We start from the raw sequence: 25,235 nt of genomic DNA on the forward strand, positions 1-25,235 counted from the left end.
CTTCAGGTGCACGCATCGCCGATAATGGTTTGCCTTTAGCAGCGCTTTTAGCGCTTTCAATGGCAGCGTTCATCACCCTTTTAACCGAGATTATGCCAGCCGGATTACTTTCATCCATTTCGGAGGGGTTAGGTGTATCTGAAAGCCTGGCTGGGCAATTTATTACAGCCTATGCGGTGGGAGCGCTGATTGCAGCCATCCCCGTGACGGTGCTTACCCAGGGAATACGCCGACGGCCACTTTTAGTGACAGCGATATTCGGGTTTGCGTTAGTCAATTTCGTTACAGCAATTACCGACAGCTATACCATTTCTATGATTGCGCGCTTCTTCGTCGGCGTTTTTGGTGGCATCGTCTGGTCGCTGCTGGCAGGTTATGCCGTGCGTATGTCCCCACCTCGGCTCAGCGGGCGAGCCATAGCGATTTCCGGTGCGGGTGCGACAATAGCCTTGGTATTAGGCGTGCCGCTAGGTTCATTGCTCGGCAGGATCGTTGGCTGGCAAGGTGCTTTTGGCCTGATGAGCGCCGTGGCAATTCTGCTCATCGTATGGATCATCGCTATCGTGCCGGATTTCCCAGGCCAAACCAGGGAGCAACGCCAGCCATTAACCGGCGTATTTCTGAAAGCTGGAGTTCGCTCCGTGCTGTTTGTGGTCTTCACCTTCGTTGTCGCCCACAACATTTTCTATATTTACATTGAGCCTTTTCTTGCCACATCTAACCTCTCGGCGAATGTCGATATCATTCTGCTAGTCTTTGGCGTTGGTTCTGTCATTGGCTTGTGGTTCGTTGGCGCAACCGTAGATCGGCGGCTGCAATCCCTGGCCGTGGCGAGCATTATGATCTTTGGTCTTGCGGCCTTGCTACTTGGCTTCTGGGGATACCAACCGCAGATGGTCTATCCTTCGGTCTTTATCTGGGGCCTCGCCTTCGGTGGTTTTGCAACGCTCACCCAAACAGCACTCTCTCGTTTTGCGGGTGACTCGGTTGATGTAGCGCAATCAATGTATACCACGGGTTGGAATACCGCAGTTGCCTGTGGCGGTATTATCGGAGGGATCCTGCTTGATCGTTCTGGGCCCACATCTTTTGCCTGGGTGGTCATCGGAATTCTGGTTATCTCGCTATTAGGTACAACCTTCGCGATGAATAAGGCATTATCGAAAACGAAATAACTTTTCTTGCAAAGGGCCGGGGAATAACCGGTTCTTGCTAATCAAGTCAGCCAATGATTAGGCTGTGTCCCTTAACTGGACGCGAGCGCCGCTGGCGGACAGTTAAGGGACACAGCCTAGTTTTCTGGCAAGTCATTTTTTCTGAGCGATGGGTGGGAACGCCGATAAATAACCATTACTACGCCAGACAACGCAATTACGGATCCAATAATCTCATAAATATTCAACTGTTGACCAAACCACAAATAAGCGAAAATCATCGTTGCAGGTGGTTCCAAATAAATAAGACTCGCCGTTTTATTAAGCTCACCTCGGCGAAGCATAATTGCCAGAAGACCATATGCGCCAAGCGTAGAAAATAAAGCCAACCAGAGCACCGCAAACCAGTTATCAAAACCAGACCAATCTTCAAGAGGGACTTGAAATGTACAGATGACCAAAAATGCAATCATATTGATTATGGATTGCATAAACATCAATGGAGTGAGTTTAACTTCTATCTTGACATTCTTTTTCTGATAAATAGTGGAGACAGTAAGACTTAGCATCGAGATAAATGGCAGTAAATAAATCCAAAAAGGTAATGAAGAAGCGTTGCCAGCAATAGTCCCGCCGATGATAACAAAACAAGTACCAAACAAACCAATACCAAGCCCAACCCATTGTCTAAAAATGAGATTTTCTTTTAGCAATACACCGGAAAGCAGGGCAGTAACCACGGGCTGCAAGGCTGCAATAAGTGCAACAATACCCGCTTGCAATCCTAATTTAATAGCGTAAAACACGCATACCAAGTAAATAAACTGTCCAAACAAAGCTGTTATTGCAACAAATTTTAATTTGTTAAAGTCGCCTAACACGGACAGGATATTTTTCCTGAATATGATTACAACAGGTGACATTATGACGACAATAACTAAAAACCGTAAAAATAAAATTTGAAACGGATTATTATCACCGACTAACAGAGCGCCGATGAATCCAGAGCTCCAGGTTAATACAAAACCTGCCGATAAAATCATATTTATCAAACTTGCTTTGGACAGCGTCATGCTAAATCTTCCCATGAAATAGGAGCACAAACGATAGCAGAACATGCAGCATGGCCCCTTTTTTGAGCGGCTCGAAAAAAAACCAATTCTTCAGCGTGGCCGGAGCTCCGTCGTCACCAGTAACATGCCATTTTGCGATCTTTTTATTCTGGCAATCATTATCTTCAGGATAGTGATGGCTCATTAGGCTGTCTTGATAGTCGTTTAAGGAGTAACCTAATTCTTTGAGAGATATTAAATTATTACTATCCTGTTGTATTGCATAGGAAGTTTGCCATTTGAAATCTTCCGGATTTATGCCGCAAACAGGGGGTTTCGCTCTCAGGGCAGTGAGGACCTGTTTTAGACCGGTAGCGTACGTTGCCAGGTTGGTGGGTAACTTCATCATTGACATCCTATGCTGTGCTCGGTGCATCAATCGAAACTGACAGGTTTGGCATTCAATAGGAAATCATGAATTAGCTGATTAAAATAAGAGGGGCTTATGTTGCACGGCAACGCAAGGCAACTGACGTTAGAGCACATGCGTGTTTTTGTCGCTGTGATTGAAACAGAAAGCTTTTCAAAAGCTGGGGAGGAGCTAGGAAAATCTCAGCCTGCTATAACGCAAATAATCAAAAGGCTTGAAGACATTTTAGCGTTTCCACTTTTGCTGCGTAAGCAAGGGCGGATTGAGACTCCGACTCCTGACGGGCGGATTTTTTATCTCAAAGCCAAAAAAGTTCTAGATGCAACAGATGAAGCCTTCTTCTCCATTCGAGGCTCACCATTTTCCGGTAAGTTAAGAATTGGTGTTCTAGATGACTTTCAAGCCAAGTATATACCCACTCTGATCCGCTCTTGCCGGGTAATGTACCCAAATGTTGAATTAGAAATAACGTCAGAACTCTCATGGCGACTTAATGAAGGATTACAAAGAGGGAATCTCGACGCTATTCTTAACAAACATATTTATACCCCTGATTTTTTAGAGACACCGCTATCGGTTGAACCGCTAAGGTGGGTGGCTGCGCAAAATTTTGTTTTAACATCGTCGCCCATTCCATTAGTGGTATTTCATGAGGGATGTCTTTATCGGCAATGTGCTATTGATGCTTTAAATAATAGTGGGATAGCGTGGAGAATAGCCTATTCAAGTTACAGCTACAGCAATATTCAGGAAGCGGTCTCTGCCGGAATGGGGATTTCCCCTCTTCCTCCGAGAGCCATGCTATTAAACCACGATGACATAAGTTTGACGTTAGAGCTCCCCGCACTGCCCGATATCTGTATGACTATAAGGCTTTCACAATCATTACAAGCCGACCGCATGGCGAATGAGGTTGTCCGCCTGATAGCTAAAACGTTTGTTAAAGAAAACTCTTTGCTAGATTATGGCAACGATGACACAGGTGCTCCAGAATAAGTACTGAAACTTTTCAGGGGACTTAGCCATAACATAAAGAGTATGGCTTTTTAAATACATCATTAACTTCAATGCGTTGTGTTTTTATTTAACTGCCGAACCTCAATCTTATCGGGTGTCAGCGACAAGACTTTAGGGAATATTTTGACTATTTGGTGATGGTGAGTTTCCTCTATTCAGGTGGCAAGATTTACGGTGCCACTACAAAATATCTCAATATGTTATATTGAGGGTTGCCTCAAAATGTCAGTGTGTTACGGTATAGGACACATTTAGTACTGTTGGAAAATAAATTTTCGTTTAAAAGCTCAATATGGTGAAAGAGAATTATTTAGGCGTTAATATGATACCATATTGGCTCTAATGAACCATATTGTCAGTGCGGCATTTCAACCATTCACATTAATGCCCTATATTTCTTTATTAAATAACACGAATTCTCACATAAAATTAGCAAGTATTTATAAGCGCACTAGGAAAAATTAAATTTTTCGTATGGACGTTAATCAAGAAAATTTGAATAATATATGCACCTAATTCAATTATATGCACCTAATTCAATCGGCGTAATCGTCGCAGACAGTTTAGGTATGGGCAGCGCGTACACGCAGCCCGAGCGCTGCTGTGGCACAACATTACAAATAATACAGCCTAGTGATTTAGGCCAGAAAAAGGAAATACTATGCGTTCCACAGGAATCTGGGCCGTTGTTCTTGCCACGCTGCTTGGCTCACAGGGTGCGACCGCTGCTGATTTACCGGGAAAAGGTATTTTGGTGCAACCGGTACAGAGCACTATTTCTGAAGAAACATTCCAGACATTGCTGGTCAGCAGGGCGCTGGAAAAACTCGGTTATGACGTTAAAGAACCCCGCGAAGTGGACTACAACGTGGCCTACACCTCGGTCGCCTCTGGTGACGCAACCTTTCTAGCGGTCAGTTGGGAACCGTTACATGCCGATCAATATCAGGCCGCAGGCGGTGATAACAAATTATATCGGAAAGGGGTGTACGTTAAGGGATTGGCACAAGGTTATTTGATCGATAAAAAAACTGCCGACCAATATCACATTACCAACTTTGAGCAGCTAAAAGATCCCAAGCTTGCCAAGCTCTTTGATACCAATGGCAACGGCAAGGCTGATATGACCGGTTGTACACCGGGTTGGGGCTGTGAGGCCGTGATTGATCACCATATTGATGTCTACGGCTTAAGCGACACGGTGGAACACAATCAGGGTAACTACGCGGCTATGATTGCCGATACGATTACTCGCTTCAAGGAAGGCAAACCGGTGCTGTATTACACCTGGATGCCCTACTGGGTCAGTGATGTGATGGTCCTTGGACGTGATGTGGTGTGGCTGCAGGTCCCCTTTTCTTCACTACCAGGCGAAAACAAAGATGTGGATACCAAGTTGCCGAACGGCGTCAACTATGGCTTCCCTCTTAGCAGTATGCATATCGCCGCCAATAAACAGTGGACGCAAGCTAACCCTGCTGCTGCAAAGCTGTTTTCTATCATGAAGTTGCCGGTTGCCGACATCAATGCGCAGAACCTGCGCATGCACGAAGGCCATGCCTCTGAAGCCGATATCAAAAACCATGTTGATAGTTGGATCAAAGCGCATCAGGCTACTTTTGACGGTTGGGTCAAGACCGCTACAGAAGCTGCCAAGCAATAAACGTAATAAGGAATCTGGAAGTGACAAATGTTACAATCTGACGATAGAACATAAATCAATGACATGGATGAATATGAATAAGTTACATGGAAGTAAAATAGCCTTAATAATTTCCCTTGGTCTGCTTCTAAGCGGCTGCGGTGATGATAAAGAAGAAAAAATCACTTATCGCATTCCTGTTCCTGAGTATGTCAGCAAGGCAAACACCGTGCTGCAAAACAGATACATAAGTAAATTTGATGATAAATATAAATGTAGACCTGTGGAGGTTGGTGGACTCTGGTTGGTGGCCTGCTCCAATGGTTACGGAAAAGAGTCGATGCGCGGTAAAGATAATCCCCACTTCACTTTATTTGAAATCAAGGAACAAAACGCAGGAGCCTGGTATTGCATCGATCCCATGAATGGCTATGCTTTAATTCACACGACTCTCAAGGGGGATATATTCAAAGACATGTTGGTTTGCAACGGGCCTGGACGCGACGATGATTTAGCCGAATACTACGATGAAATCGAACGTGCATGGTTTACTCCCGCTTCGAAATAATCATTTTATCCACGCCCGTGGGTTGCCAACTGTTAAGGAGCGAACCGATGTTCGTTCCTAGAGTTTCGTGCTAGGCTGAGTTCCCCAATTATATATAAGCCCGCCAAGATGATATGCACATGACGTTTCGTGACAATTAGTGCTGAACGCGGTGGGATTTTCAGCTTGCCGCGCGGATGCGGCAAGCTGATCGGAGCATCGCTAAAGGTGAACCTGTAGCTCATCGAAGGTTCGGTTAACCGCTGGCGGCAGGTTTGGGTTAGTTTCTCTGTGGATCCAGCCGGCATAAGGTATTTAACCAACTGAACCTTGGCTATTCACGGAGCTCATTCCACGTAACGCAACCAAAGATGCGTCCGACCGGAGATCGCCTGCGCAACTTTGGAAACACGTGCCTGTAGGTTTTCATCGCTAGTGTTGTAGAGCGCACAGAAGTCTTGGGCCACAGCGTTAGCGACTGTTGTATCAGACGGCACCTCACGCATGAAGCCGAGGTAAGACGCCCCCACGCCCATCAGCTCATAGCCATGCGCTTCTGAAAAGTGACGCGCAACCGCAAAGTTTTTCGCAGGATCAAGGTCGGAAGTGAAATATCCATTCGGAAAAGCCGCAAGTGCCTGGCAAGAATGCTGAACGGGTACCAGGAGTGCTGAAAGAGGCTGCTCTAGAAGGGAGATAGGGTTGTGTTGGTAACCGATCCATTCCTGTAAGGCAGGCTCATCAAGCGTTAAACCATGAGCGCAAGCATCCTCGAAAGACGTGGCTGCAACCAAATTTGTGAAATTGCGAAGGCAGATTGCGAACTCCGCTTTCGTAGTCGGATAGCCTATGTATTCGCCATTCTCGAAGCACTCTGGAGGTAAGCCCGCTATGTCCTGCTCTGATGCATCGTCCATCCCTAAATTATTGCGCACATGCCATGAGGTGTAGCGGGCTTGGTGCAGGTCATCTAGCGAGAACAGAGGTTTAAAGCCTGGGTGCGATGCACCAATCTTACGACGAGCTTCGGTCAGATCGTCAAAGCTGGTAATCCCGCTCACCCCGTACTCATCACATGTACCTACAGACGGGTTCTCACTCATCCCATTGCCGCGAAATTCGATATCCATATAGTGGTCTGCCCCTTGTCGTTACTCGAGTGAGTGAGCAATCATAAGTAAATCGCCACGGACTCTCTAGGGGGTTCCGTACACATTCCCTCCAAAAACCCCACCTTCACGTCATATCACTATGAATTTAAATGAGAAATTTGTTAATTTTCATCATCATTTAAATTTTTCTTTTCAGCCGAAAGTATGTAGCTCGTGAAATCCCTGTTTTTTCTGTCACACAGTTCACCGTTTCACCCTGCAAAATCAAGGTCAGAGCTGCCTGTGACGTTTTGACCTGTGCGTCTGCATCATGATCAAGCCAACTTAGCGCGGATGCCATACCTATTTCCTTGGTTAAATTCATTACCTATATAATCCCCGCTCCAGTTGGTAAGAACGGGGAGGGGGCGTAAAATTAAAGTGGATAATCACACCGCCACTCGGGAACAAATAACTCTTGATTGATGCCTTCTTTGTCAAGTAAGTGAGATAGTTCTTCAGTGTTATTTGCTGTATATATTTTTAAATTTAATAAATCCTCATCGGAATTAATGCCCTCATGAAGTTCCACAAGAGCGATATCCATTTCAAAATCAATTATGCAAAACATATTTTCTTTTGTTTTTTCAAGAAAAAAACAGTATTTATTATTAACAAAGTCCAATTTGTAATTTGCGTATATAGCAATCCATCTCCTCTTGGATTCGCTGTTTGTTAATATCTCCTGAGCTATTTTAGTGTAAGATCCGAATTCTATACCATTCCATACCTTTTGAGGTATTTTTAAGATTTCCATGTTATTTACCTTCAGATTTATTTGGCAGGAAAATTCTTTTTTATTTATTATCAATAGGATGAAGTTGCAAGTAAAGTATAGCTCCGCGAGGGCTATTAACACCATAATTTCCCTTGTGAATTTTAGAGATTTCTGTTGGCATGGCTATGCTGTAAAAACCTCAACCCCTATTCAAACACGGCGACAATCTATGTGATTAAGTGAAGGTAATACTGAGAGTAAATAATTCAGCCGGAATGATCGTTGAGATCACATCCGGATTTAATATTTTTTATTTGAATTTTTCTAACGCTTTTAGGCATCCATCGTAACAATAGTTAAGTGTGTAAATATCAGTAATCAAGTTATAACCAGCCCCGTTGTCAGGTAAGTCTAATTTATTGTCGATTGCTTTTTTAATTAGCTCTAGCTGTGCTTCAAGTTGAACTTTATCACGACCTGTCCTCAGGTCTTTTAATTGCTCCCATTCCTTTTCTGGTTTTTTATCTGTATATTCACTAAATTCTAAAAATGACCTCTTCATTGAATCATGGTTATCATATTCTTTGCATAAAGACAATTCAAAATCATGATTTCCTACGATTCCGAATGTTATATACAATTTATTTTCACTTACTGATATTTCTTGATAGACATATGGCATGTCGGGTAAGTTTATGTCACTCCATAATGTTTTCATAGCAATTTATATTCCTAGTTTTTAATTAAAATAGCAGCCTTTGTTCCATCACCGAATAGTATGTTGTAATGGGCGTGAGTGTCATGGACTCTATTGCCTGGAGTGCTGTGAACTATATCTGAGCTTGGATTCCCCGTATTGTAGGTGTCTCCACGATAGGTATTTCTAGGTTGTTTCCACAATCTATCTATACACAAAATAATTCGAGTTGCTTGTAGGCGGCAAGCACTGGAGGCCCCAGCAGCATAGCCCACTATGTGACTGGGGCAACAGGATGCAGCAAACACCAAGCAACTTGAAGTATGAGGTGTATATACCCGTGATCATTGAAAATGCTTGATTTTGTTCGCTACGAGGATCATGCTTTTTGCCATGAAGATATTTATCACCGCAGAACAGAAAATCAAACTCGAACGCCTACATGATTCCAGTAGGGATAAGCTCGTTTGTGGTCGTATAAAAGCCGTCCTTCTCGCTTCTGAAGGCTGGAGTTCTGTGATGATTGCTCAGGCTTTACGCCTGCACCAAACAACGGTTTATCACCACATCCATGAATACCTGAATAAAGGCAAGCTAAAGCCTGAAAATGGCGGTTCTGAAGGGATGCTCAGCGCAGAACAAACCGAACAACTTATCCGCCATCTGTCTCAACGAGACTGTAATTTAAATTGTGTAATTGCCTGTTTTTGATATGTTCTTCCTGACAATGGAGACAGGCAAATTATGGACGAAAAGAAACTTAAGGCACTCGCTGCTGAGCTGGCCAAAGGCATTAAAACAGAAGCCGATCTCAATGCGTTTTCTCGTATGTTGACCAAGCTCACCGTCGAAACTGCCTTGAATGCCGAGCTGACTGACCACCTCGGTCATGAAAAAAATACCCCTAAAAAAGGCTCGAATACCCGTAACGGTTACTCGTCTAAAACGTTGCTCACTGATGATGGTGAGTTCGAACTGAATACACCCCGTGACCGTGAAGGCTCCTTTGAGCCCCAACTGATAAAGAAAAACCAGACGCGTATCACGCAGATGGACAGCCAGATTTTATCCTTATATGCCAAAGGGATGACGACGAGGGAAATCGTCGCCACGTTCAAGGAGATGTACGATGCCGACGTGTCGCCCACGCTGATATCCAAAGTCACCGATGCCGTTAAAGAGCAGGTTACCGAGTGGCAAAACCGGCCACTGGACTCACTGTATCCCATTGTTTACCTTGACTGTATCGTGGTGAAGGTGCGTCAAAATGGCAGCGTCATCAACAAGGCCGTGTTCCTTGCCTTGGGCATCAATACCGAGGGTCAGAAAGAACTTCTGGGCATGTGGCTGGCAGAAAATGAAGGGGCCAAGTTCTGGCTTAACGTGTTGACCGAGCTAAAAAATCGGGGGCTTCAGGACATCCTGATTGCCTGTGTAGACGGCCTGAAGGGCTTCCCAGAGGCGATAAACAGCGTCTATCCGCAAACCCACATCCAGTTGTGCATTATCCACATGGTGCGTAACAGCCTGAAGTACGTGTCGTGGAAAGACTACAAAGCGGTCACCAGCGGGTTGAAAACGGTGTATCAGGCCCCGACAGAGGAAGCGGCACTGATGGCGTTGGACAAGTTCGCGGGTGTGTGGGATGAAAAATACCCGCAAATCAGCAAGAGTTGGCGTACTCACTGGGAAAATCTCAACACGTTCTTCGGTTATCCCGCGGATATCCGCAAAGCGATCTACACGACCAACGCCATAGAATCGCTGAACAGCGTGATCCGTCAGGCGATAAAGAAACGTAAAGTGTTCCCGACAGATGACTCAGTGAGAAAAGTGATTTATCTGGCCATCCAGGCGGCGTCGAAAAAATGGAGTATGCCGATCCAGAACTGGCGGTTGGCGATGAGTCGTTTTATTATCGAGTTCGGTGACCGCTTAGACGGTCACCTTTAATAGGTTGGCAGTTACACAGAATTATGGACAGGCTCGTCTCAACATTTATTTCATCATACTCTCCAGATTGTGGCTTATGTCGCGCAAACCTGGGGGATCACATACAGTATCCCTGGAATGAATAAATGGCTGCACCAGGGAAAGATTACGAAACCCCACTCCCTGCAAGGACTGAGGACAGGTACTCTTCGTCCATTCCCGCTCTTTTCATCTTTCTCTTCAGGCCCGCCTTAAAGCTCTTGTTCTCCGTCAATATATTTACCGCTATATGACGGCCCCCTGATAGTAACCCTGCCGCATTGCCTCTTCTTATCCGAAAATCATCTTCTCGCATCGCCACATCAAGTTTACAGTGTAATTTATTTTCTATGCTCCAGTGTACTCTCATTGCTGTCGCGAATTCTTTCGCCTTTAAATTTGCAGGGCTAATATAATAACGCACTTGCATCTCTGGAGATTTTTTGTTCTCTTTTATTTCTGAGCGAAATGATACCGCAACACAAAGTTTTCTCAAACTTGGCTATTCAAAGGTAAAATCCAATAGCTCATCAGGTATGTCACTGACAATATGCAATCGTATTTTCTTTCTACCTCTATTTTTTCCTCAGTCGCAAAATTATCTAAATCTGGCCCATTTATTCGAGGCATGGAAATGTAGACTGAATCGCTTTATGTAATTTACCCTGATTTCCTTTGACAGAAAGCAAGTAATCACCTTCTTTATCTATGATTTTTTTGCGATTTCTTTCTGGCATCCAATTGCATCTATGGTAACCACTTTACCCTTTATATCCAATAGATTAATAAACTCCGGTATTGCCGTCATCTCATTAGATTTCTCATCCGTCTTCACCTGACCGAGAACCAATTCGTTAGCGGCAGAGAATGCACTAACCATATGGATCGCGCCTTGCCGACGACTTTTATCGTAAGATCTACTAACTGTTTTTCCATCTATCGCGATAACACTACCACAGCCTATATCATGGCAATCTTTCATCCAGTTAATAAAACATTCTTGAAAGAATTTAGCGTTCACGTTACTGACAACTCTGGCAATCGTATCATGAACAGGAATACCATTTTCAAAGTCGCCATACTGCTTTAGCCACTCGAGACGGATGTGACCAAAATTTTCAATCTCTTCCCAACCCTCAGCGCCTGAAATCACAGCGCAAATAGTCAGTAACAAGATATCTGATAATTTATGCTCTACTTTCCACGACTGCCGGTAGTCAGGAAGAATGGTAATGTGCTCCATCAATTTCTCTATGCTCATTTCTGATTTCCTTTATTTTTAATTAGAGGTATCAGATCATAAACAAGGACTTAATAGAGGTGCATACTCATTTGCGTGGTTGCTTTCTGCACAAGATCACTCACCATTAAAGTTCAAAAAACATACTTTTCGTGTTCTTTCCTTGGCTACGCACCGTCAGGGTAATTGTTCTAGCATAAGGTCTACGCAGTCTCGCCCTCACCCTGCGTGCGACTGAGCAACATGCCGTCGTTACCGTAGACATAGATTAAATCGTCGGACCTTTAGTCTCTATTTTAAATAGCATAGATAATAAACTATCTTTGCTAACTTTTTACTTAATAAGCTCTGTCTATACAATTTGATATTTTAAATTCTTTGAGATCAACTTCAAATTGCCAATCGTAAAATTCATCCTTTCTGTTTTTATATCCTGCAACAACCACAATCCCTGAGTCTACTCTATCGCTAGTTGACATATATCCATATGAAAGCTCATCTTTATTATATGGTAATATGCTCGCTTTTAACTCTCCATTTAAATCATAAGCTTTCATATTTAATGAGTAATCTCCAGGTTTTATATTCATAACAACTATGATTTTATATTTTTTACTATAAATAGCCGTTCCATCAGGTTCAAAGGGGATATGTATCCTCCTTTTATTAAACTCCCAGAACACCCCTGCATTATCTTTACTTATTAAATTAACATCAGCATCCATTATTTAATCTCCTTAGTATTAACCGGATTTAAATACAACATCTTATTATCTTCTCGCTTAAGCAATAATTGAATCTGTGAACCTCCACCTGATAAGTATTTCCCACCGTCAATTTGCGGACCTACTGGACCTTCAAATACATTAATCGGCTTTGTGACTTCATAAGTTGTAACCTTGCTAACATCTTTTTTCCATCCTTCTTTCACTGCCAACTCATTTCTTACATAACTAACATTATTTATATCATCAAATGTTCCGAAATTACCTGGAGTGGTAACTTTCTGATCAGATGATAACGCAATATTAAACCGTTCTCCCGGCTGCATCACACGTTCAGTGGGTGTAAAACCCAGGGCAAGATCACGAACGTTTTATGAGCAAGGCTATCCTGTTTGACTGAGTGTACAAGCTGTGATCTTATACTCCCTTTTACGGGAGCATCACCATGTCTATCAACGCCTTTTCAGAACACTTCGCTGACCTGCAAGATCCCCGGCAGACGGCCAAGGTCGCCTATTCCCTGTTCGATATTCTGTTTCTGACAGTCTGTGCGGTGGTCGGCGGAGCCGAAGGTTGGCAAGATATTGAGGATTTTGGCGAAGCTCATCTCCCATGGTTTCAGAAGCGAGGGCTTTTCCCCGCAGGATTGCCCGTTGACGATACGATTGCCAGAGTGATTTCACGCCTCAACCCGGAGCAATTTCAATGCAGCTTTATCAACTGGATGCGTGCGGTAAGCTCCCTCAGTAACGGGGCTGTCATCGCTATTGATGGCAAGGTGTTGCGGAGGTCTTACAACCCTGAAGACCGTGCCTCAACCCTCCATATGGTCAGTGCCTTTGCCAGTGCCAATGGCGTGGTCTTGGGCCAGGTAAAAACAGATGCCAAGTCTAACGAAATTACCGCTATCCCCGCCTTATTGGCGTTATTGGATATTCGTGGTTGCCTGATTTCCATTGACGCCATGGGGTGTCAAACCGCTATCGCTGCCCACATTGTCGAAAAAGGCGGCGATTACCTGCTGGCCGTTAAAGGTAATCAGGAGCGTTTGTCCAAGGCGGTGCGCAAGGCGTTGAGTAGTGTAGTGCCCGGCATGAGTGATATCGCCTGCGTTGAGCAAAACCGAGGCCGTGCAGAAATGCGGGAATACCACGTTATCCCTGCCACTGAGGTCGCTCGTGAGTTCCCCATCTGGAAAGGGCTAACGACGCTGGGTGTAGCGATAGGCTACCGATACGACCCACAGGGCAAAGAGTCGCTGGAATACCGTTATTACATCAGTTCAGCGGAGCTAAACAAGGCTCAATTTGCCAATGCGGTGCGAAGCCATTGGTGCATTGAAAATCAACTGCATTGGGTGTTGGATGTCACGATGAAGGAGGATAACTGTTCGATTTATCGGGACAACGGGGCGGTAAATTTGGCGACAGTACGCCATATGGCACTTAACATGCTGCGTTTAGAGAGCGGTAAAAAGGCCAGCATCAGACGTAAACAGAAGATGGCTGCTATGAACAGCGATTATCTTGAACAAGTGATACTGGCAGGTATTAATGGGGTGGATAAAAAGTAAGCATACATGCGTTTGCCCTGAGGGGCACCGCCTGGGAGATGCTGACCAGACCCAAGGAAATAATCATTACCACTTAATGGACTACGTGGAGACAGAGCAGTTATCCCTTCAATTTTTCTGACATTAAATCCACCATGCCAAGCTCCAGGTACCAATCCCATATCTCGTTCAATTATTGCGGCATGAGCAGGAGTAATAGTAGTACTACCACCGCTCACACTTTCAAAATATTTAAGAGCACCAGTTCTATCTGTAACGAAAGTTCCATCGTGCCCTATAGATGGATACTTATCCCAGCTTGTTGGACTTATATTATACCCCACATCATCAACTAGCATTTGAGCTTGACGTTCCCTTGCCAAATCTACCTGTGACTTAGATTGCCCAACTGATTTTGGTAAATTAGGTGCTAGCCCCAGCGGATCCACCCAACCAACCGGGTTACCCTCAACATAGGCATACGCATTCAGCCCGCCGGCCAATCCAACCGGATCCGCCGTCAGATACCGCCCCATCCCCGGGTCATAATACCGGTTCAGGTTGTAATACAGCCCGCTCTCTTCATCCGCATACTGCCCCTGAAACCGCAGCATTTTGCGTTCACATTACTGACAACTCTGGCAATCGTATCATGAATAGGAATACCATTTTCAAAGTCACCATACTGCTTTATCCACTCGAGACGTATGTGACCGAAACCTTCAATATCTTCCCAACCTTCAGCGCCTGAAATCACAGCGCAAATAGTTAGTAACAAGATATCTGATAATTTATGCTCTACTTTCCACGACTGCCGGTAGTCAGGAAGAATGGTAATGTGCTCCATCAATTTCGCTATGCTAATTTCTGATTTCCTTTCTTTTTCATTAGAGGCATCAGATCATAAACAAGGACTTAATGGAAGTGCATACTCATTTGTGTGGTTGCTTTCTGCACAAAATCACTCACCATTACAGTTCAAAAAACATACTTTTCGTGAGTTTTCCCTACCTCAACACGGGGTTAAATTGCACACCTCGTTATCGACTCCACCGACCTCAAAGTCTTTGGTGAAGGGGAGTGGAAGGTGAAAAAACACGGTCAGGAGAAACGGCGTATCTGGCGAAAACTGCACTTGGCGGTAGACGCGAAAACGCATGAAGTCATCTGTGCAGACCTGTCATTGAGCAATATCACCGATACGGAAGCTTTTCCGGGCCTTATTAGACAGACACATCGTAAAATCAAGGTGGTCTCAGCGGATGGAGCTTACGATACGCGAGTGTGTCACGATGAGTTAAGGCGCAAGAAGATCAAGGCGCTAATACCGCCCAGAAGCGGAGCCCGTTATTGGCCCGCAGACTACGCAGACCGAAATGAAGCCGTGGCGAACCAACGCCTTACCGGCGACAACTCGCGGTGGAAAAACATGACCGGCTACCACCGGCGTTCAATAGCGGAAACGGCGATATACCGAGTAAAACAGCTGTTTGGTGGTCACCTGACCTTGCGTGATTATGATGCGCAAGTGGCAGAGGCTATGGCGATGCTCCGCGCATTGAACAAGATGACGCTCGCGGGTATGCCAAAAAGTGTTCGCGTTGCCTGAGATATATGCACACTCAAGGGGCTCTTTTGTCCAAATGTGATTTATTCAACAAAGCCGGTATTGTTGAGAAAGACTTTCCAAATTCACATCGTGTTTTTTACTTCCTCAGTCGAGAAAATAGTGAGGAAGCACCCCCGATATCAATGTAGCGGCCGGGGGGTATAAGTCAAATTGGATAATCGCAACGCCAAGGCGGAACAAATAAGGCTGGATTTATTCCTTCCTGTTTGAAAATTAAACTTAATTCCTCTTCGGTATTCGCTGTTAAACATTTCAGATTGACTGCATTATCAGAATCTAGTCCATCATTAAACTCGATCTCTTTCTTTGGTATTTCAAAATCGACCACGCAATACTTGAAGTCCTTTGACTCCGTTATAAATCCATATGTATCTACGCTATTTTTAATTTCATCAGAAATGTTAAATAAAGCATACAAAGCAATCCATCGTCTCATGTCACTTGAATTGGATAAGACTTCCTGGGCTATTTTCGCGTAATTACTAAATTCAATTCCATTCCAAATCTTTGCCGGTATTCCTAATTTAATATTCATTTCTTGCTCTCCATTTTATTAGGCCAGTATATTCTTTTTGCTCGTCCTTCAATAGGATGTAATTGCAGATGTGGCATTTCTCCATGTACATTATTAACCTCATGGTTCACCATGTGTACTTTCCTTGTCGAGATATCAGAAACAGGCACATCATCCCAGTGATAATATGGCTCTTTAGTGGTTCGGTTAACTTCAAAGTAATCTTTAGCCGTTACTGAGTTGAAATTCTCCGCATTTCTATAGCCCTGGCCTACATATTTTCCCCGAAATAGTTCCTCTGCTTCAGCACGACTATTAACATAGACGTCTCTTGCCCCGCGATCTAGTTGATCTGATGCTCTTTTAACGGTTGAGTTTGACCACGGAATTTCAGGCAACTGTGGGGTTCCTGTATTAACCGAACTCCTCTCTGCACCTGTTACATCAGTTTTAAACAGCCCCAACGGATCTACCCAGCCAACCGGATTCCCATCAACATATTGATAAGAGTTAAGCCCACCATCGAGTTTTACTGGATCTGCCGTTAGATACCGTCCCATCCCCGGGTCATAATACCGGTTCAGGTTGTAATACAGTCCGCTCTCTTCATCCGCGTACTGCCCCTGGAACCGCAGCGGTTGGTTAAGGGTGCTGGCATCCTCGGCATGCCACTCCTCCCGCCGTTGCCCAAAGGCGCTGAACCGCCCTTTCCACACCGCCTTGCCATTACTGTCGGTCAGTTCCAGCGGGGTGCCCAGATGGTCGTTCTGATACCAGAATATCGCTGGCGGTTTGTCCTGTGGATCCCGAGAAGGTTCGCCCACTACCAGCGCCAGCGGGCGATAGCTGCCCGGTTCATACAGGTAGCTCTGCCAATAGCCCTTGCCATCGGTTTCCGCCACCATCTGATTGCCGCGCCAGACGTACTCCGTCAGTTTGCCGTTAACGGTTTTGCTCAACCGCCGGTTGAACGCGTCGTAGGTATAAGTGCTGACACTGCCGTTTGGGGTTGTCAGCCGCGTCAGGCGATGACGGCAGTCATACTCATAGCGTGTGACCAGTTTGTGGTCTTTGCCGCGCCGTTCGGCAATAAGGTTACCGAAACGGTCATACTCAAAATGGCGGTCGGCATAAAACGCCAGCCGGTTGCCTGGCGCGCTGTGCTGCTGCTCATCGCTGACCGGGTTGCCCCGCCCGTCCCAGCGGAAACTTTCACTGGGGTTGGCGTGGTGTTGTTCCTTGGTCGCCCCCACCGGCTGGAACTGCGGCAGACGGTAAACGCGCTGCCGGGCAGGTGGGATAATCGACTGCGGGTTGGGGTAGTTGACCGAGGTTAACGCCCCGCTGGCGCTGTAGTGATACTGCCGTGCATCGTCGCCCTCAATGCGCGCCAGTTCGCCGTCGGCTTGATAGGCATACCGTTGCTGCCAGCGCAGCAGGTTTTCTTCCGGCGAAGTGCCCACTTCATGCAGGCTGTGTTGGCTCAATCGACCTAACGGGTCATACCCGAAGGTATTGACCAGCCGATTGCCTTGGCGCAGTTGTTGCAGACGCTGATGAGGGTCGTAGCCGTACGCCGTCAGCGGTTGGCCTTCCAGGCTGGAGGCCTGCAGTTTGCCATGCTGGTAATGGAATTCCTGCCACTGGCCGTTGGGCTGTTTGATGCCGGTCAGGCGTCCCGTGTCTTCGTCGTAGCGGTAACGGATTGTCGCCCAGGACTGGTGCTCTGCTTCCAGCCGTCCGGCGGCGTCATATTGCCAGGCTAGCGGATTTTCGCCGTCTAATACCTCACTCAGGCGGCCCGCCTCGTCGTAACGGTACTCTTCCTCTTTGCCATCGGGCAGGATTTTGCGCGTCAGGCGGCCTAGTGGGTCACGTTGGTATTGCGTGATGAATGGCGGGCTTTGGTGGTCATTGCCGTATTCGCGCTTTTCGCTCAGCCGACCACAGGCGTCATAGTGATAGGTGGTTTTGCTGTTATCAAAACCAATCTCTTCACTCAGCAGGCCGCTGCCGGTGTAGCCAAGGCGGTACTTTTCGCCCAGTGGGTTCTCAATTTCGCTGACTTGCAGATGCACGTTATCGTAGCGATAGCGCAGGCTACCGCCGTCCGGCAGACGTTTCTCGGTCAGCAGATGCAGGGGGGCTGCATAGTGATAGTCGGTGACGCGGCCCGCTTCATCAACAAGTTGCGTCACTTTACCATAGGCATTGTACTGATACTGCCGGGTGCTGCCATCCGGGTGGGTGATTTTTATCAGCCGCTCCAGCGCATCCCACTGGTAATGGGTGGTCTGGCCGTTTTCCTCCACTTCGCAGGGTTGGGTCTGTAACCCCTGATAGCGCAGTTGGCGGCTGCCTTGCGGGGAGGTATCACTCAGCAAGCGGCCCAAGGTATCCCACTGCAGGTGCTGTTCGCTGCCGTCCGGGAAGCGGATATGGCTAAGCTGCCCACGCGGGGTGTAGCGGTAATGGGTGGTGGTGCCCGCCGGGCCGGTTTCGCTCGTTAATGCGCCATTAATGTCATACGTGTAATGCCATTTCTGTGCACTTTCGCCGACGCCCTGAGTGCGCGTAATCAGCTTATTAAACAACCAGTGGTAAGTGGTGATCTGGCCATCGGGCGTGATGATCGTGCTCAGGGTGCCATCATCATCATAGAGAGAGTCTGTGTGATAACCTAGCGCATCGGTCACCCGTATGCAGGCACCGTCATCATTGTACTCGTAGTGAGTTTCTGCACCGTCGGCTCCCTTTTCTGATAACAACAAGGCGTGAGGAGAGTGCTGATAGCGCTGCTGGCTCCCATCCTTTTGCGTCACGGTGACACTCTGGTTGGCATTATCCCAGTGATACAGGATGTCCAGTTGGCCAAAGTTACCGTACTGGCGGATGCAACGCGCTGTTTTTCCCTCGCCGTGCCACTCCCAATGAAATTCAGCGCCCCCCGCCAGGGTGCGGCACAGGATCACGTGGTCGTCGCGGTAGCGGTAATGCTCGGTCTCGCCGGCGGCATTGGTGGCACTCACCAGTTGCTGCTGCGCGTTGTAAACGTAGTGTGCTACCACCGTACCGGGTTGCCAGTAGGTCTCTGCGCTGTGGCTGCCGTGATTATGTGCCTGTAGCCGCACTTGACTGATCCCTTGCGGGTAAACGGGATCGTCATAGCTAAAACAGAGCCGGGCTTCGTCGTGCCCCAGCGTCGCCAACCGTCCTTGATTGTCGTAACTGGTGTTGACACGGTTACCGTAGTTATCGCTGATCCCGCGGAACCAGGAAGCATCACCGTCACGCAGGAAGTGATAGGTGCCTTGCCCTTCGCTCCACTGTACGCAGTATTCATTGCTGAACTCATCCTGCTTCAGGCTGATGACGCCTCCTCCAAGACGATTGGTGGTGACCGGTGTTTGCGGCGTCGGCAACAGGAAACGGGTGACGCGGTTTTCATCATCGAAGAACCAGGCAATGGCTTCCCCTGTCTGCTCATCAACGCCGAAGATCAGTTGCGGGTTGGCGCTATGACTCCAACCCCAGCCCAATGCATCACGCTGTTCTATACCACTGCTGCGGTAGAAGCGCCGCCAGACAAAGGGCAGAATACCGGGCAGGGTGATGTCACTTAAGGTGAGTAATTCTTCACCCGAAAACAGCGATACCGGATCGCCACTGTCCCGCGTCTTGCCTGCGGGGAGGGCACTCTCTCCACCGGGAGTTTGCGCGCTGGCGTTCGCATTAGGGGCTGTTGACTTGACCACCACTTTGTTGGTGCCCGCTTTATACTCCATTCCCGCATTGGTGTGGTTTGTTAACTCACCCACTCGGGGTTGGGTAGCGGTTTTGTAATTCTCCGGATTAAACGGGAGCGCCCCCCGCACCGGAGTACCTTTGAGGCGTTTTCTCACGTCGAGAGGAAGTTGGTACAGTTTGCCAAGATCCTGACTGATAAGCCTCAGCGCGGTGATGTTCATCGGTGTTTTAGCCATGTTTAACCGCCTTACTCTCATCAGGGGTGTGAACCAGGCCGCTGAGCGTATCCAGCATGGACAGCATTTTTTGGCACATCCCGACGGGCAGAACCAGCATCAGGGCAAACATCACCAGCAGGTTACCAAAGGCATTGGCAAGAAAGTTGGTGATTTGCTGTGGGGTGAGTAACTGGAAATAGTTGTAGATGGCCGTACCCATAATGAACATCATGATCTCGTCACTCAACAGACTCAGAGCATCAGTCAGCTCTTCATTGCCTTGCTCTGCCATGGCTTTTAACTGCGCCAGACCCTCATCGTCAAAAAATGCCCGTAATTTTTCTGCGTACTTGTCGACATTAGTCAGCCACTTCCACACCTCTTCAAGGGTGGTGTAAAGCTGGGCAAGTTGAGAATACGCACCGTGCATAAACTCCGCCGCGGCTTGCAATACGTCGACATCAGGACCTGTCTCAATAAAACTCGCCCATTCAGCCCGCTGTGACATCTCCCATTTCTTAACCAGAAAGTCGGAGTATTCCTTAATCACCGCCTGATAGGATTGATATAAATGCGTTTTATCCTCCTCGGTAATATCGGGATTGACCAGCAGCAGATAGTCATATCCGATCTGGCAGGGGGGTAAGGTAATGAGCGCCTTACCGTCTTTATCGAAATTCAGCGGGCCGGGATCGCTGCTGGGATCCAGAGGGATGTCCTTGCTGGGATCAAGCCGTCTGGCATCAAGCCCAGCACGTGAGAAAGCGATCCTTTCATGGAGGGAGAGTGCGGGGCGTTTAACCAACTTGTAACTGGCGTTTGGAATGGGTACATAAAAAGTTGAGCGAAAAGCGTGGGTCAGGGTAATTTGCTGCTGCTCTTTACCGCAGGTCATGGCGACACCGATCGTGCTCTGCGTCAGTTCGGCATCCTGGTTTTTCATATCGCCAACGCGGATCCGCTGCTTCATGCTGAGTAATGGCCCGTAGAACCAGTCGCCGTTTTCCTTTTTATAGCGTTCAATCACCTGGCTGAAATCGGCGATCATCGCTGCATATTCGTCCTCTTTGTGCGGCATAGTGGGTAACGGGGGATTGCCTCTCATCGCACTGCGCCCAGCACTCAGTTTGCGTCGCAATTCGTAAACGTTATCCATTCGTCAGATCTCCATGATAATCAGGCGTGTTCGAGGGTGCGCAAGATCTCGGCCAGTAACTGGGGATCACGGCGGCGCTGCGGGGTAAGCAGCCGGCGTATTTTTTTATCCAGTATCGCGTCGGGCCAGCGGGCAACCTGCTCGGGGTAGTCCTGCCGCAGGGTCTGTTTGATGTTAAGCACCAGTGGCAACAGTTCCTCATCCAGCAGTGCATCTATCAGGCCCTGCGGCACACGCCACCAGGGGAATGACTGTAGCGGGGCATCGTGGATGACGGGGCAGGTGAAGGTGCGGCCATTGATCCAGTAATCGCTGAACACGGGGAGGATATCGGCCCAGCCGTCGCCGTAATACGCCAGATGGCCGGGAAAATATTGGCCATCCCAGTAACGGAAAAACACGGCTTTGCCGTCGGGCATCAACACCTGGGTCAGGCCGCGCAGATGGGCAATCAGGGTCGTCTGCGGTAAAGGGGAACGCGCCAGCCACCCCCAGTTGCGCAATGGTGTATCTGCCACCCAACGTAGAAAAGGGCTGGCGTCGCTGAGCGGGACCAGGAAAGGCATCACCTCAAACCAGTTGGCATAAGGGGTATCCGCATAGAGCCCGAACGGAGTCCGGCTGCCATCCTCACGGTAATAGGCCTTAACGGCATGCGCCCCCTGCGTATTGGCCAGGATGGCGTATAGCGGCGCACCCGCCGTTTTGTATACCCAGTCCTGTACGGTCTGTTGCATCTGCATTGCTCCTTGACGGCGATCCCCACAGCCTTCCTGTTGGCATTTTTCACACTAGAGTGACCAGGCGCTCCCCACTTGGAATAGATTCATAATAAAAAATAATGAGTAGTATTAGGCTGTGTCCCTCTATTGCACGCGAGCGCCGCTGGCAATTGAGGGAGACAGCCTAGGTGCCCGCTGGTGGAGGTATTACGCCGTAGCCTGATTGTTGATTCAACAGTGCGCGTATGGCTGAAAATACTAGTATTTTTAGCTGGCACAAGTAAAGGCAAGTTCTGTTAGAAATCTTGCAAAAACAGAGGATTACTCTAAGTAGACAGGGTCTGTATGATTAGACTTGCTGATATTTCCAACCGCTACCGATAGATTACAGAATTTTCTAACGCGCAGCTTTCGGGTTTATTGCAGAAGTCTTCTACACCGCAGTAGTGGCAGGGTTGGATACCGCAGGAAGTTAGGCTGTGTCCCTTAATTGCCCGTGGTGCCGTCGCAGACCCAAAAGCCCGTTATCAAGGCGGAGGGTGAAGAGCAGAGTGGCCCTCTGTTCAAGCCCGACAACACAGATAACGGGCTTTTGGGGCGCGACCCTTCGGGCTGGGGCCATTTGCGCGCATTGCTGCGTTGTTCGCCGCTTATTTGGGGCCACCAAACCTCACGGCTCACGCCTTGCTCTGCGCGCAAATGACCGCCAGCGGCGCTCGCGTGCAATTAAGGGACACAGCCTAGCTCCATGTCGATATCCATTGTCGATAAGAGTGTCTTATTCTTAAGTCTGCTTTCTCATTTTACCTTGCTACCTCAAGGTATCTCCAGAGTCAGCGTGGTTGACCCAGAAACCATGCCAGAGGTGGTGAAGTTATTGAGCATATTAAGTATGCTACGGATCTCAAAGGTTGTAGAACCCGCACTGACATTGATTTGATTCGAGCCTAAAATACCGTTGATCGCCAGCATAGAGCGTAACGTCCCCCCTGCGTCGCTGGCAAGATTAACAAATCCGTTATTGAGCAAGCTTAATTTCACGGTGCCACTCCCGCTTCCAGTACAGGAAATATTGCCATTGATCGTCTTGGTAGCCTTCCCGGTATTGTTCTTGATCTCTGCAATTGAAACGTCACCATGGGGGATAACAAAGTTGGAGGCGCTACCGAAAGTACAACTCAGCGGTGTGACTATCGGTGGTACCGTACAACCCAGGTTGTACTCATCAGAAATACCATAATCCTGATACTTTACCGAAGGGCAAACACCCTCCTTGACCAAACTGAGTGGCACTCTGAGCGTGATCACATCCTGCGTCCATTCGCCTCTATATTGGTAACCATTCCAGGTACAAAATGCGTAATAGGTCGGCCCAGGATAGCCATACCCCGGATAACCGATATACCAGGCGCCCCCCACTGCTGGAGGACCATTGCCAGAACACCCTACCGGAATCAACGGCCCAGGATAGTTGTAGGTAAAAATAACCTCACTGCCAGAGATTCGGGAACTGACAAAAAGCAATATATATGAGGCCCGGCATTCAGAGGTAAATATCAGTAAGGCAGTCATCAAAACAGACAACGTGGTTGGTATTTTTATCAACGAAAATATAGGCATCGCGACACCTGTCAAGCATTGTGAAATATAAAAACCGTTAATACCCTAAATAATTCGAGTTGCATTCAGACGGCAAACTTGTGAGTTCCCAATAGCATAAATAACTATGTAACTGGAGTGAACAAGTGCAGCCAACACGCAGGCAGCTTGAAGATTGACGAGTATATAAAGGAAATAACGGCGCTAGAAATACTCCAGAGTAAACGTTGCCAAAGCGCTAAAGGCTCCCGGTCTAATGGCCTTATTAATAAGTGCATTGGGTTCACCCCGGATATAGGCATTCAGCTTAATCACGTTATCGCCAGGTTGCAGTGAGTATTCCGCACTGCTCCCCAGCGGTAAGGCCTGCCCTGCTGGTGTTTCCAAGCCAATCGCTACGCCTCTGACCGTTGAGCCAGTGACCACCAGGTATTCAGTCAATGCGCTATTACGCGTTCCATCAAACTTTATCTTCACTTTATTTATTTGAGTAATATTGCAATTATTTAGAGACAACTCAAATAATGTTCCGGGTGTTCGCTGATTCTTATAAAGATACTGTTCATAAACCCGCCCCAGGTTGACAGAGATCCTATCTTTGCCAAGCGAGCAGGCTGGATCAATCAGCTCCCCGGAAAATGCCATATCAGCTGCAAATAGTGAATCGCTGCAGATGAGGATCCCCACAAGCAATAAAGCTGGCTTGAAAAAACCTTGTCTCATCACAGCCCCCCTGATTTATGGATAATCGACCGTCATCGTTGCCGATGCAGTAAAGGCTTGAGCGGATAAGGTACTTCCTGAGCGTTTTACCGGCACGGCATATAATACAGGCTTGGCCGTAGGGTTAAATGTCCAGGCGGTATTCAAGTTAATCGGCGTGGTTCCTTCCAGTAGTTGAATACCTAGATCACTCACTGAAGTTTGCAGGGTGCCCGCATAGGTAAATAACGATGGGGCTCCGCTAATCTTCATGGTGATTGGAACGGTGGCCGTGCAGGTCAGGGTATAATTCACCAACTGTTTTTTATAGGTTCCATCAACCTGTGTCGTCACGACATAACCGAAGGGCACGTTAATTGCCCCATTGTTGTTAATAACACACGGGGCGTTGACCAACTCACCGGAAAAAGACATGGTGGCATCAACCGCCTGCGCTGAATGGTTGATGGCAATGGAAGAAAACAACATCAGTAACACGCTATATTTTTTCATTTATAAACACTCCTGTTTCATGGTGATCCTACGGATATTCAACTCTCATCGTGGCGGATGCCGAATAAAAATTGGCGGCAACCAAGTTTGTGCCAGCGCGTTTCACCAATACGGCATATAGTTTGGGCCGGCTGGATGAGTGAAATGACATGGCCTGATTAAAAACCACTGGCGAACCGTCCTCTTTTAACAATTGCACCCCCAGATTTTGATAATTCAGCCCAGCCGTTACCAATGTGCCCTGCCCATACCAGGTTGCCGCACTGCTGGTGATAAGGGTCATCTTCAAATTGGCCGCGCTGCTACAGCTCACCGTATAGGGGATCAATGTTTTGCCATTAACCCCATTGACCTTATCGGTAACGATTTCACCCAGGCTCAATGGATTCACCCCGCTAACATCAATCGTGCACGGCACCATCGCGATGATATTCGCCGTTACCGTTAGCGTTCTGCTGTCTGCAGCTAGCGCGGACGAAACCAGCAGCGGCAGAGGAAACAACAGGTAAAGCACACGGCCCAAGGTTTTCATCACGTT

The 25,235-nt window shown here is 47.4% G+C and carries 22 protein-coding genes and 6 pseudogenes; 9 read left to right on the plus strand and 19 right to left on the minus strand.

Translation table 11 applies throughout. The annotated features are described in order from the left end of the window. The first annotated feature begins 59 nt into the window (after window positions 1–59). The gene (locus tag SAQUA_RS20370) at window positions 60–1,175 is read left to right on the plus strand and encodes an MFS transporter (RefSeq protein ID WP_380674545.1); all 1,116 of its coding nucleotides are present in this window, start codon (window positions 60–62) and stop codon (window positions 1,173–1,175) included. A gap of 116 nt (window positions 1,176–1,291) precedes the next feature. Here SAQUA_RS20370 and SAQUA_RS20375 read toward each other — a convergent pair whose 3' ends face one another. Together SAQUA_RS20375 and SAQUA_RS20380 are read right to left on the minus strand one after the other, a co-directional pair. Next, window positions 1,292–2,227 (minus strand): DMT family transporter, encoded by a 936-nt coding sequence (locus tag SAQUA_RS20375; protein WP_380674517.1) that lies wholly within the window; start codon window positions 2,225–2,227, stop codon window positions 1,292–1,294. 1 nt (window position 2,228) lies between these two features. Beyond that, window positions 2,229–2,615 (minus strand): hypothetical protein, encoded by a 387-nt coding sequence (locus SAQUA_RS20380; protein ID WP_380674519.1) that lies wholly within the window; start codon window positions 2,613–2,615, stop codon window positions 2,229–2,231. A 96-nt stretch (window positions 2,616–2,711) separates the two neighbouring features. On the opposite strand from SAQUA_RS20380, the gene SAQUA_RS20385 reads away from it, so the two are divergent. The 3 genes from SAQUA_RS20385 to SAQUA_RS20395 all read left to right on the plus strand — a co-directional run bounded on the left by SAQUA_RS20385 (window position 2,712) and on the right by SAQUA_RS20395 (window position 5,863). Further along, entirely contained in the window at window positions 2,712–3,632 is a 921-nt protein-coding gene (locus SAQUA_RS20385) for a LysR family transcriptional regulator (RefSeq protein WP_380674521.1), read from the plus strand. A gap of 682 nt (window positions 3,633–4,314) precedes the next feature. Further along, window positions 4,315–5,316, plus strand: a complete 1,002-nt coding sequence (gene proX, locus SAQUA_RS20390; RefSeq protein WP_380674523.1) for a glycine betaine/L-proline ABC transporter substrate-binding protein ProX — start codon at window positions 4,315–4,317, stop codon at window positions 5,314–5,316. 73 nt (window positions 5,317–5,389) lie between these two features. Then, entirely contained in the window at window positions 5,390–5,863 is a 474-nt protein-coding gene (locus tag SAQUA_RS20395; RefSeq protein ID WP_380674525.1) for a hypothetical protein, read from the plus strand. A 326-nt stretch (window positions 5,864–6,189) separates the two neighbouring features. On the opposite strand, the gene SAQUA_RS20400 is transcribed toward SAQUA_RS20395, so the two are convergent. From SAQUA_RS20400 to SAQUA_RS20415, 4 genes are all read right to left on the minus strand, one after another. Beyond that, a complete protein-coding gene (locus SAQUA_RS20400) occupies window positions 6,190–6,972 on the minus strand; it encodes a DUF4253 domain-containing protein (protein ID WP_380674527.1) in 783 nt (260 codons plus the stop codon). Between the two features lie 160 nt (window positions 6,973–7,132). Continuing rightward, window positions 7,133–7,318: a hypothetical protein gene (locus SAQUA_RS20405; protein ID WP_380674529.1), complete on the minus strand. Its 186-nt coding sequence runs from the start codon at window positions 7,316–7,318 to the stop codon at window positions 7,133–7,135. 51 nt (window positions 7,319–7,369) lie between these two features. Beyond that, window positions 7,370–7,750 carry a hypothetical protein gene (locus tag SAQUA_RS20410; RefSeq protein ID WP_380674531.1) on the minus strand — a complete coding sequence of 127 codons (381 nt, stop codon included), beginning with the start codon at window positions 7,748–7,750 and terminating at the stop codon, window positions 7,370–7,372. Between the two features lie 271 nt (window positions 7,751–8,021). Further along, window positions 8,022–8,429 (minus strand): hypothetical protein, encoded by a 408-nt coding sequence (locus SAQUA_RS20415; RefSeq protein ID WP_380674533.1) that lies wholly within the window; start codon window positions 8,427–8,429, stop codon window positions 8,022–8,024. 372 nt (window positions 8,430–8,801) lie between these two features. Here SAQUA_RS20415 and SAQUA_RS20420 point away from each other — a divergent pair. The 3 genes and pseudogenes from SAQUA_RS20420 to SAQUA_RS20430 form a co-directional block, all read left to right on the plus strand. Then, window positions 8,802–9,080, plus strand: a pseudogene (locus SAQUA_RS20420) (transposase); the annotation flags it as partial. 72 nt (window positions 9,081–9,152) lie between these two features. Next, window positions 9,153–10,361: an IS256 family transposase gene (locus SAQUA_RS20425; protein ID WP_404413008.1), complete on the plus strand. Its 1,209-nt coding sequence runs from the start codon at window positions 9,153–9,155 to the stop codon at window positions 10,359–10,361. A gap of 36 nt (window positions 10,362–10,397) precedes the next feature. Next, window positions 10,398–10,499: pseudogene (locus SAQUA_RS20430) on the plus strand (winged helix-turn-helix domain-containing protein); the annotation flags it as partial. A 7-nt stretch (window positions 10,500–10,506) separates the two neighbouring features. On the opposite strand, the pseudogene SAQUA_RS20435 reads toward SAQUA_RS20430, so the two are convergent. The 3 genes and pseudogenes from SAQUA_RS20435 to SAQUA_RS20445 form a co-directional block, all read right to left on the minus strand. Further along, a pseudogene (locus SAQUA_RS20435) lies at window positions 10,507–11,640 on the minus strand (ISAs1 family transposase). A gap of 317 nt (window positions 11,641–11,957) precedes the next feature. Beyond that, window positions 11,958–12,344, minus strand: coding sequence for a hypothetical protein (locus SAQUA_RS20440; protein ID WP_380679811.1), 387 nt, complete (start codon window positions 12,342–12,344; stop codon window positions 11,958–11,960). Then, window positions 12,344–12,670, minus strand: coding sequence for a hypothetical protein (locus SAQUA_RS20445; RefSeq protein ID WP_380679808.1), 327 nt, complete (start codon window positions 12,668–12,670; stop codon window positions 12,344–12,346). Before SAQUA_RS20445 ends, SAQUA_RS20440 begins: the two co-directional genes overlap by 1 nt. A gap of 119 nt (window positions 12,671–12,789) precedes the next feature. Between SAQUA_RS20445 and SAQUA_RS20450 the strand changes: the two genes are divergently transcribed. Next, window positions 12,790–13,917, plus strand: a complete 1,128-nt coding sequence (locus tag SAQUA_RS20450; RefSeq protein WP_404413090.1) for an ISAs1 family transposase — start codon at window positions 12,790–12,792, stop codon at window positions 13,915–13,917. Here SAQUA_RS20450 and SAQUA_RS20455 read toward each other — a convergent pair. Further along, window positions 13,866–14,507 (minus strand): annotated as a pseudogene (locus tag SAQUA_RS20455) (RHS repeat-associated core domain-containing protein); the annotation flags it as partial. The gene SAQUA_RS20450 and the pseudogene SAQUA_RS20455 sit on opposite strands and share 52 nt — an antisense overlap. An 8-nt stretch (window positions 14,508–14,515) precedes the next feature. Next, window positions 14,516–14,761: pseudogene (locus tag SAQUA_RS20460) on the minus strand (transposase family protein); the annotation flags it as partial. A 138-nt stretch (window positions 14,762–14,899) separates the two neighbouring features. Between SAQUA_RS20460 and SAQUA_RS20465 the strand changes: the two are divergent. Further along, window positions 14,900–15,505 (plus strand): annotated as a pseudogene (locus SAQUA_RS20465) (IS5 family transposase); the annotation flags it as partial. Between the two features lie 166 nt (window positions 15,506–15,671). Here SAQUA_RS20465 and SAQUA_RS20470 read toward each other — a convergent pair. From SAQUA_RS20470 to SAQUA_RS20505, 8 genes are all read right to left on the minus strand, one after another. Next, on the minus strand, window positions 15,672–16,061 hold the full coding sequence (locus SAQUA_RS20470) for a hypothetical protein (RefSeq protein WP_380678921.1): 390 nt from the start codon (window positions 16,059–16,061) through the stop codon (window positions 15,672–15,674). Further along, window positions 16,058–20,023 carry an RHS repeat-associated core domain-containing protein gene (locus SAQUA_RS20475; RefSeq protein WP_380678918.1) on the minus strand — a complete coding sequence of 1,322 codons (3,966 nt, stop codon included), beginning with the start codon at window positions 20,021–20,023 and terminating at the stop codon, window positions 16,058–16,060. The genes SAQUA_RS20470 and SAQUA_RS20475 overlap by 4 nt, the downstream gene beginning before the upstream one ends. Continuing rightward, window positions 20,016–21,161, minus strand: coding sequence for a hypothetical protein (locus tag SAQUA_RS20480; protein WP_380678915.1), 1,146 nt, complete (start codon window positions 21,159–21,161; stop codon window positions 20,016–20,018). The genes SAQUA_RS20475 and SAQUA_RS20480 overlap by 8 nt, the downstream gene beginning before the upstream one ends. A 20-nt stretch (window positions 21,162–21,181) precedes the next feature. Then, window positions 21,182–21,898, minus strand: a complete 717-nt coding sequence (locus tag SAQUA_RS20485; RefSeq protein WP_380678912.1) for a DUF4123 domain-containing protein — start codon at window positions 21,896–21,898, stop codon at window positions 21,182–21,184. 801 nt (window positions 21,899–22,699) lie between these two features. Next, on the minus strand, window positions 22,700–23,503 hold the full coding sequence (locus SAQUA_RS20490; RefSeq protein WP_380678909.1) for a hypothetical protein: 804 nt from the start codon (window positions 23,501–23,503) through the stop codon (window positions 22,700–22,702). A 183-nt stretch (window positions 23,504–23,686) separates the two neighbouring features. After that, window positions 23,687–24,205: a fimbrial protein gene (locus SAQUA_RS20495; RefSeq protein ID WP_380678906.1), complete on the minus strand. Its 519-nt coding sequence runs from the start codon at window positions 24,203–24,205 to the stop codon at window positions 23,687–23,689. Between the two features lie 15 nt (window positions 24,206–24,220). Then, complete coding sequence (locus tag SAQUA_RS20500; protein WP_380678903.1) at window positions 24,221–24,697, minus strand: fimbrial protein; 477 nt, start codon at window positions 24,695–24,697, stop codon at window positions 24,221–24,223. 28 nt (window positions 24,698–24,725) lie between these two features. Further along, window positions 24,726–25,229 (minus strand): fimbrial protein, encoded by a 504-nt coding sequence (locus SAQUA_RS20505; RefSeq protein ID WP_380678930.1) that lies wholly within the window; start codon window positions 25,227–25,229, stop codon window positions 24,726–24,728. Between the last annotated feature and the right edge of the window lie 6 nt (window positions 25,230–25,235).

The organism is Serratia aquatilis (assembly GCF_044865145.1).
GTDB classification, from domain to species: Bacteria; Pseudomonadota; Gammaproteobacteria; order Enterobacterales; family Enterobacteriaceae; genus Chania; species Chania aquatilis.

What these genes read in the sequence shown, in the direction of transcription:
- SAQUA_RS20370 (WP_380674545.1), top strand. Translation starts at nt 60, where the DNA reads ATGGCAGCGTTCATCACCCTTTTAACCGAGATTATGCCAGCCGGATTA.
- SAQUA_RS20375 (WP_380674517.1), bottom strand. Translation starts at nt 2,227, where the DNA reads ATGACGCTGTCCAAAGCAAGTTTGATAAATATGATTTTATCGGCAGGT.
- SAQUA_RS20380 (WP_380674519.1), bottom strand. Translation starts at nt 2,615, where the DNA reads ATGATGAAGTTACCCACCAACCTGGCAACGTACGCTACCGGTCTAAAA.
- SAQUA_RS20385 (WP_380674521.1), top strand. Translation starts at nt 2,712, where the DNA reads ATGTTGCACGGCAACGCAAGGCAACTGACGTTAGAGCACATGCGTGTT.
- proX (WP_380674523.1), top strand. Translation starts at nt 4,315, where the DNA reads ATGCGTTCCACAGGAATCTGGGCCGTTGTTCTTGCCACGCTGCTTGGC.
- SAQUA_RS20395 (WP_380674525.1), top strand. Translation starts at nt 5,390, where the DNA reads ATGAATAAGTTACATGGAAGTAAAATAGCCTTAATAATTTCCCTTGGT.
- SAQUA_RS20400 (WP_380674527.1), bottom strand. Translation starts at nt 6,972, where the DNA reads ATGGATATCGAATTTCGCGGCAATGGGATGAGTGAGAACCCGTCTGTA.
- SAQUA_RS20405 (WP_380674529.1), bottom strand. Translation starts at nt 7,318, where the DNA reads ATGAATTTAACCAAGGAAATAGGTATGGCATCCGCGCTAAGTTGGCTT.
- SAQUA_RS20410 (WP_380674531.1), bottom strand. Translation starts at nt 7,750, where the DNA reads ATGGAAATCTTAAAAATACCTCAAAAGGTATGGAATGGTATAGAATTC.
- SAQUA_RS20415 (WP_380674533.1), bottom strand. Translation starts at nt 8,429, where the DNA reads ATGAAAACATTATGGAGTGACATAAACTTACCCGACATGCCATATGTC.
- SAQUA_RS20425 (WP_404413008.1), top strand. Translation starts at nt 9,153, where the DNA reads ATGGACGAAAAGAAACTTAAGGCACTCGCTGCTGAGCTGGCCAAAGGC.
- SAQUA_RS20440 (WP_380679811.1), bottom strand. Translation starts at nt 12,344, where the DNA reads ATGGATGCTGATGTTAATTTAATAAGTAAAGATAATGCAGGGGTGTTC.
- SAQUA_RS20445 (WP_380679808.1), bottom strand. Translation starts at nt 12,670, where the DNA reads ATGCAGCCGGGAGAACGGTTTAATATTGCGTTATCATCTGATCAGAAA.
- SAQUA_RS20450 (WP_404413090.1), top strand. Translation starts at nt 12,790, where the DNA reads ATGTCTATCAACGCCTTTTCAGAACACTTCGCTGACCTGCAAGATCCC.
- SAQUA_RS20470 (WP_380678921.1), bottom strand. Translation starts at nt 16,061, where the DNA reads ATGAATATTAAATTAGGAATACCGGCAAAGATTTGGAATGGAATTGAA.
- SAQUA_RS20475 (WP_380678918.1), bottom strand. Translation starts at nt 20,023, where the DNA reads ATGGCTAAAACACCGATGAACATCACCGCGCTGAGGCTTATCAGTCAG.
- SAQUA_RS20480 (WP_380678915.1), bottom strand. Translation starts at nt 21,161, where the DNA reads ATGGATAACGTTTACGAATTGCGACGCAAACTGAGTGCTGGGCGCAGT.
- SAQUA_RS20485 (WP_380678912.1), bottom strand. Translation starts at nt 21,898, where the DNA reads ATGCAACAGACCGTACAGGACTGGGTATACAAAACGGCGGGTGCGCCG.
- SAQUA_RS20490 (WP_380678909.1), bottom strand. Translation starts at nt 23,503, where the DNA reads ATGCCTATATTTTCGTTGATAAAAATACCAACCACGTTGTCTGTTTTG.
- SAQUA_RS20495 (WP_380678906.1), bottom strand. Translation starts at nt 24,205, where the DNA reads ATGAGACAAGGTTTTTTCAAGCCAGCTTTATTGCTTGTGGGGATCCTC.
- SAQUA_RS20500 (WP_380678903.1), bottom strand. Translation starts at nt 24,697, where the DNA reads ATGAAAAAATATAGCGTGTTACTGATGTTGTTTTCTTCCATTGCCATC.
- SAQUA_RS20505 (WP_380678930.1), bottom strand. Translation starts at nt 25,229, where the DNA reads ATGAAAACCTTGGGCCGTGTGCTTTACCTGTTGTTTCCTCTGCCGCTG.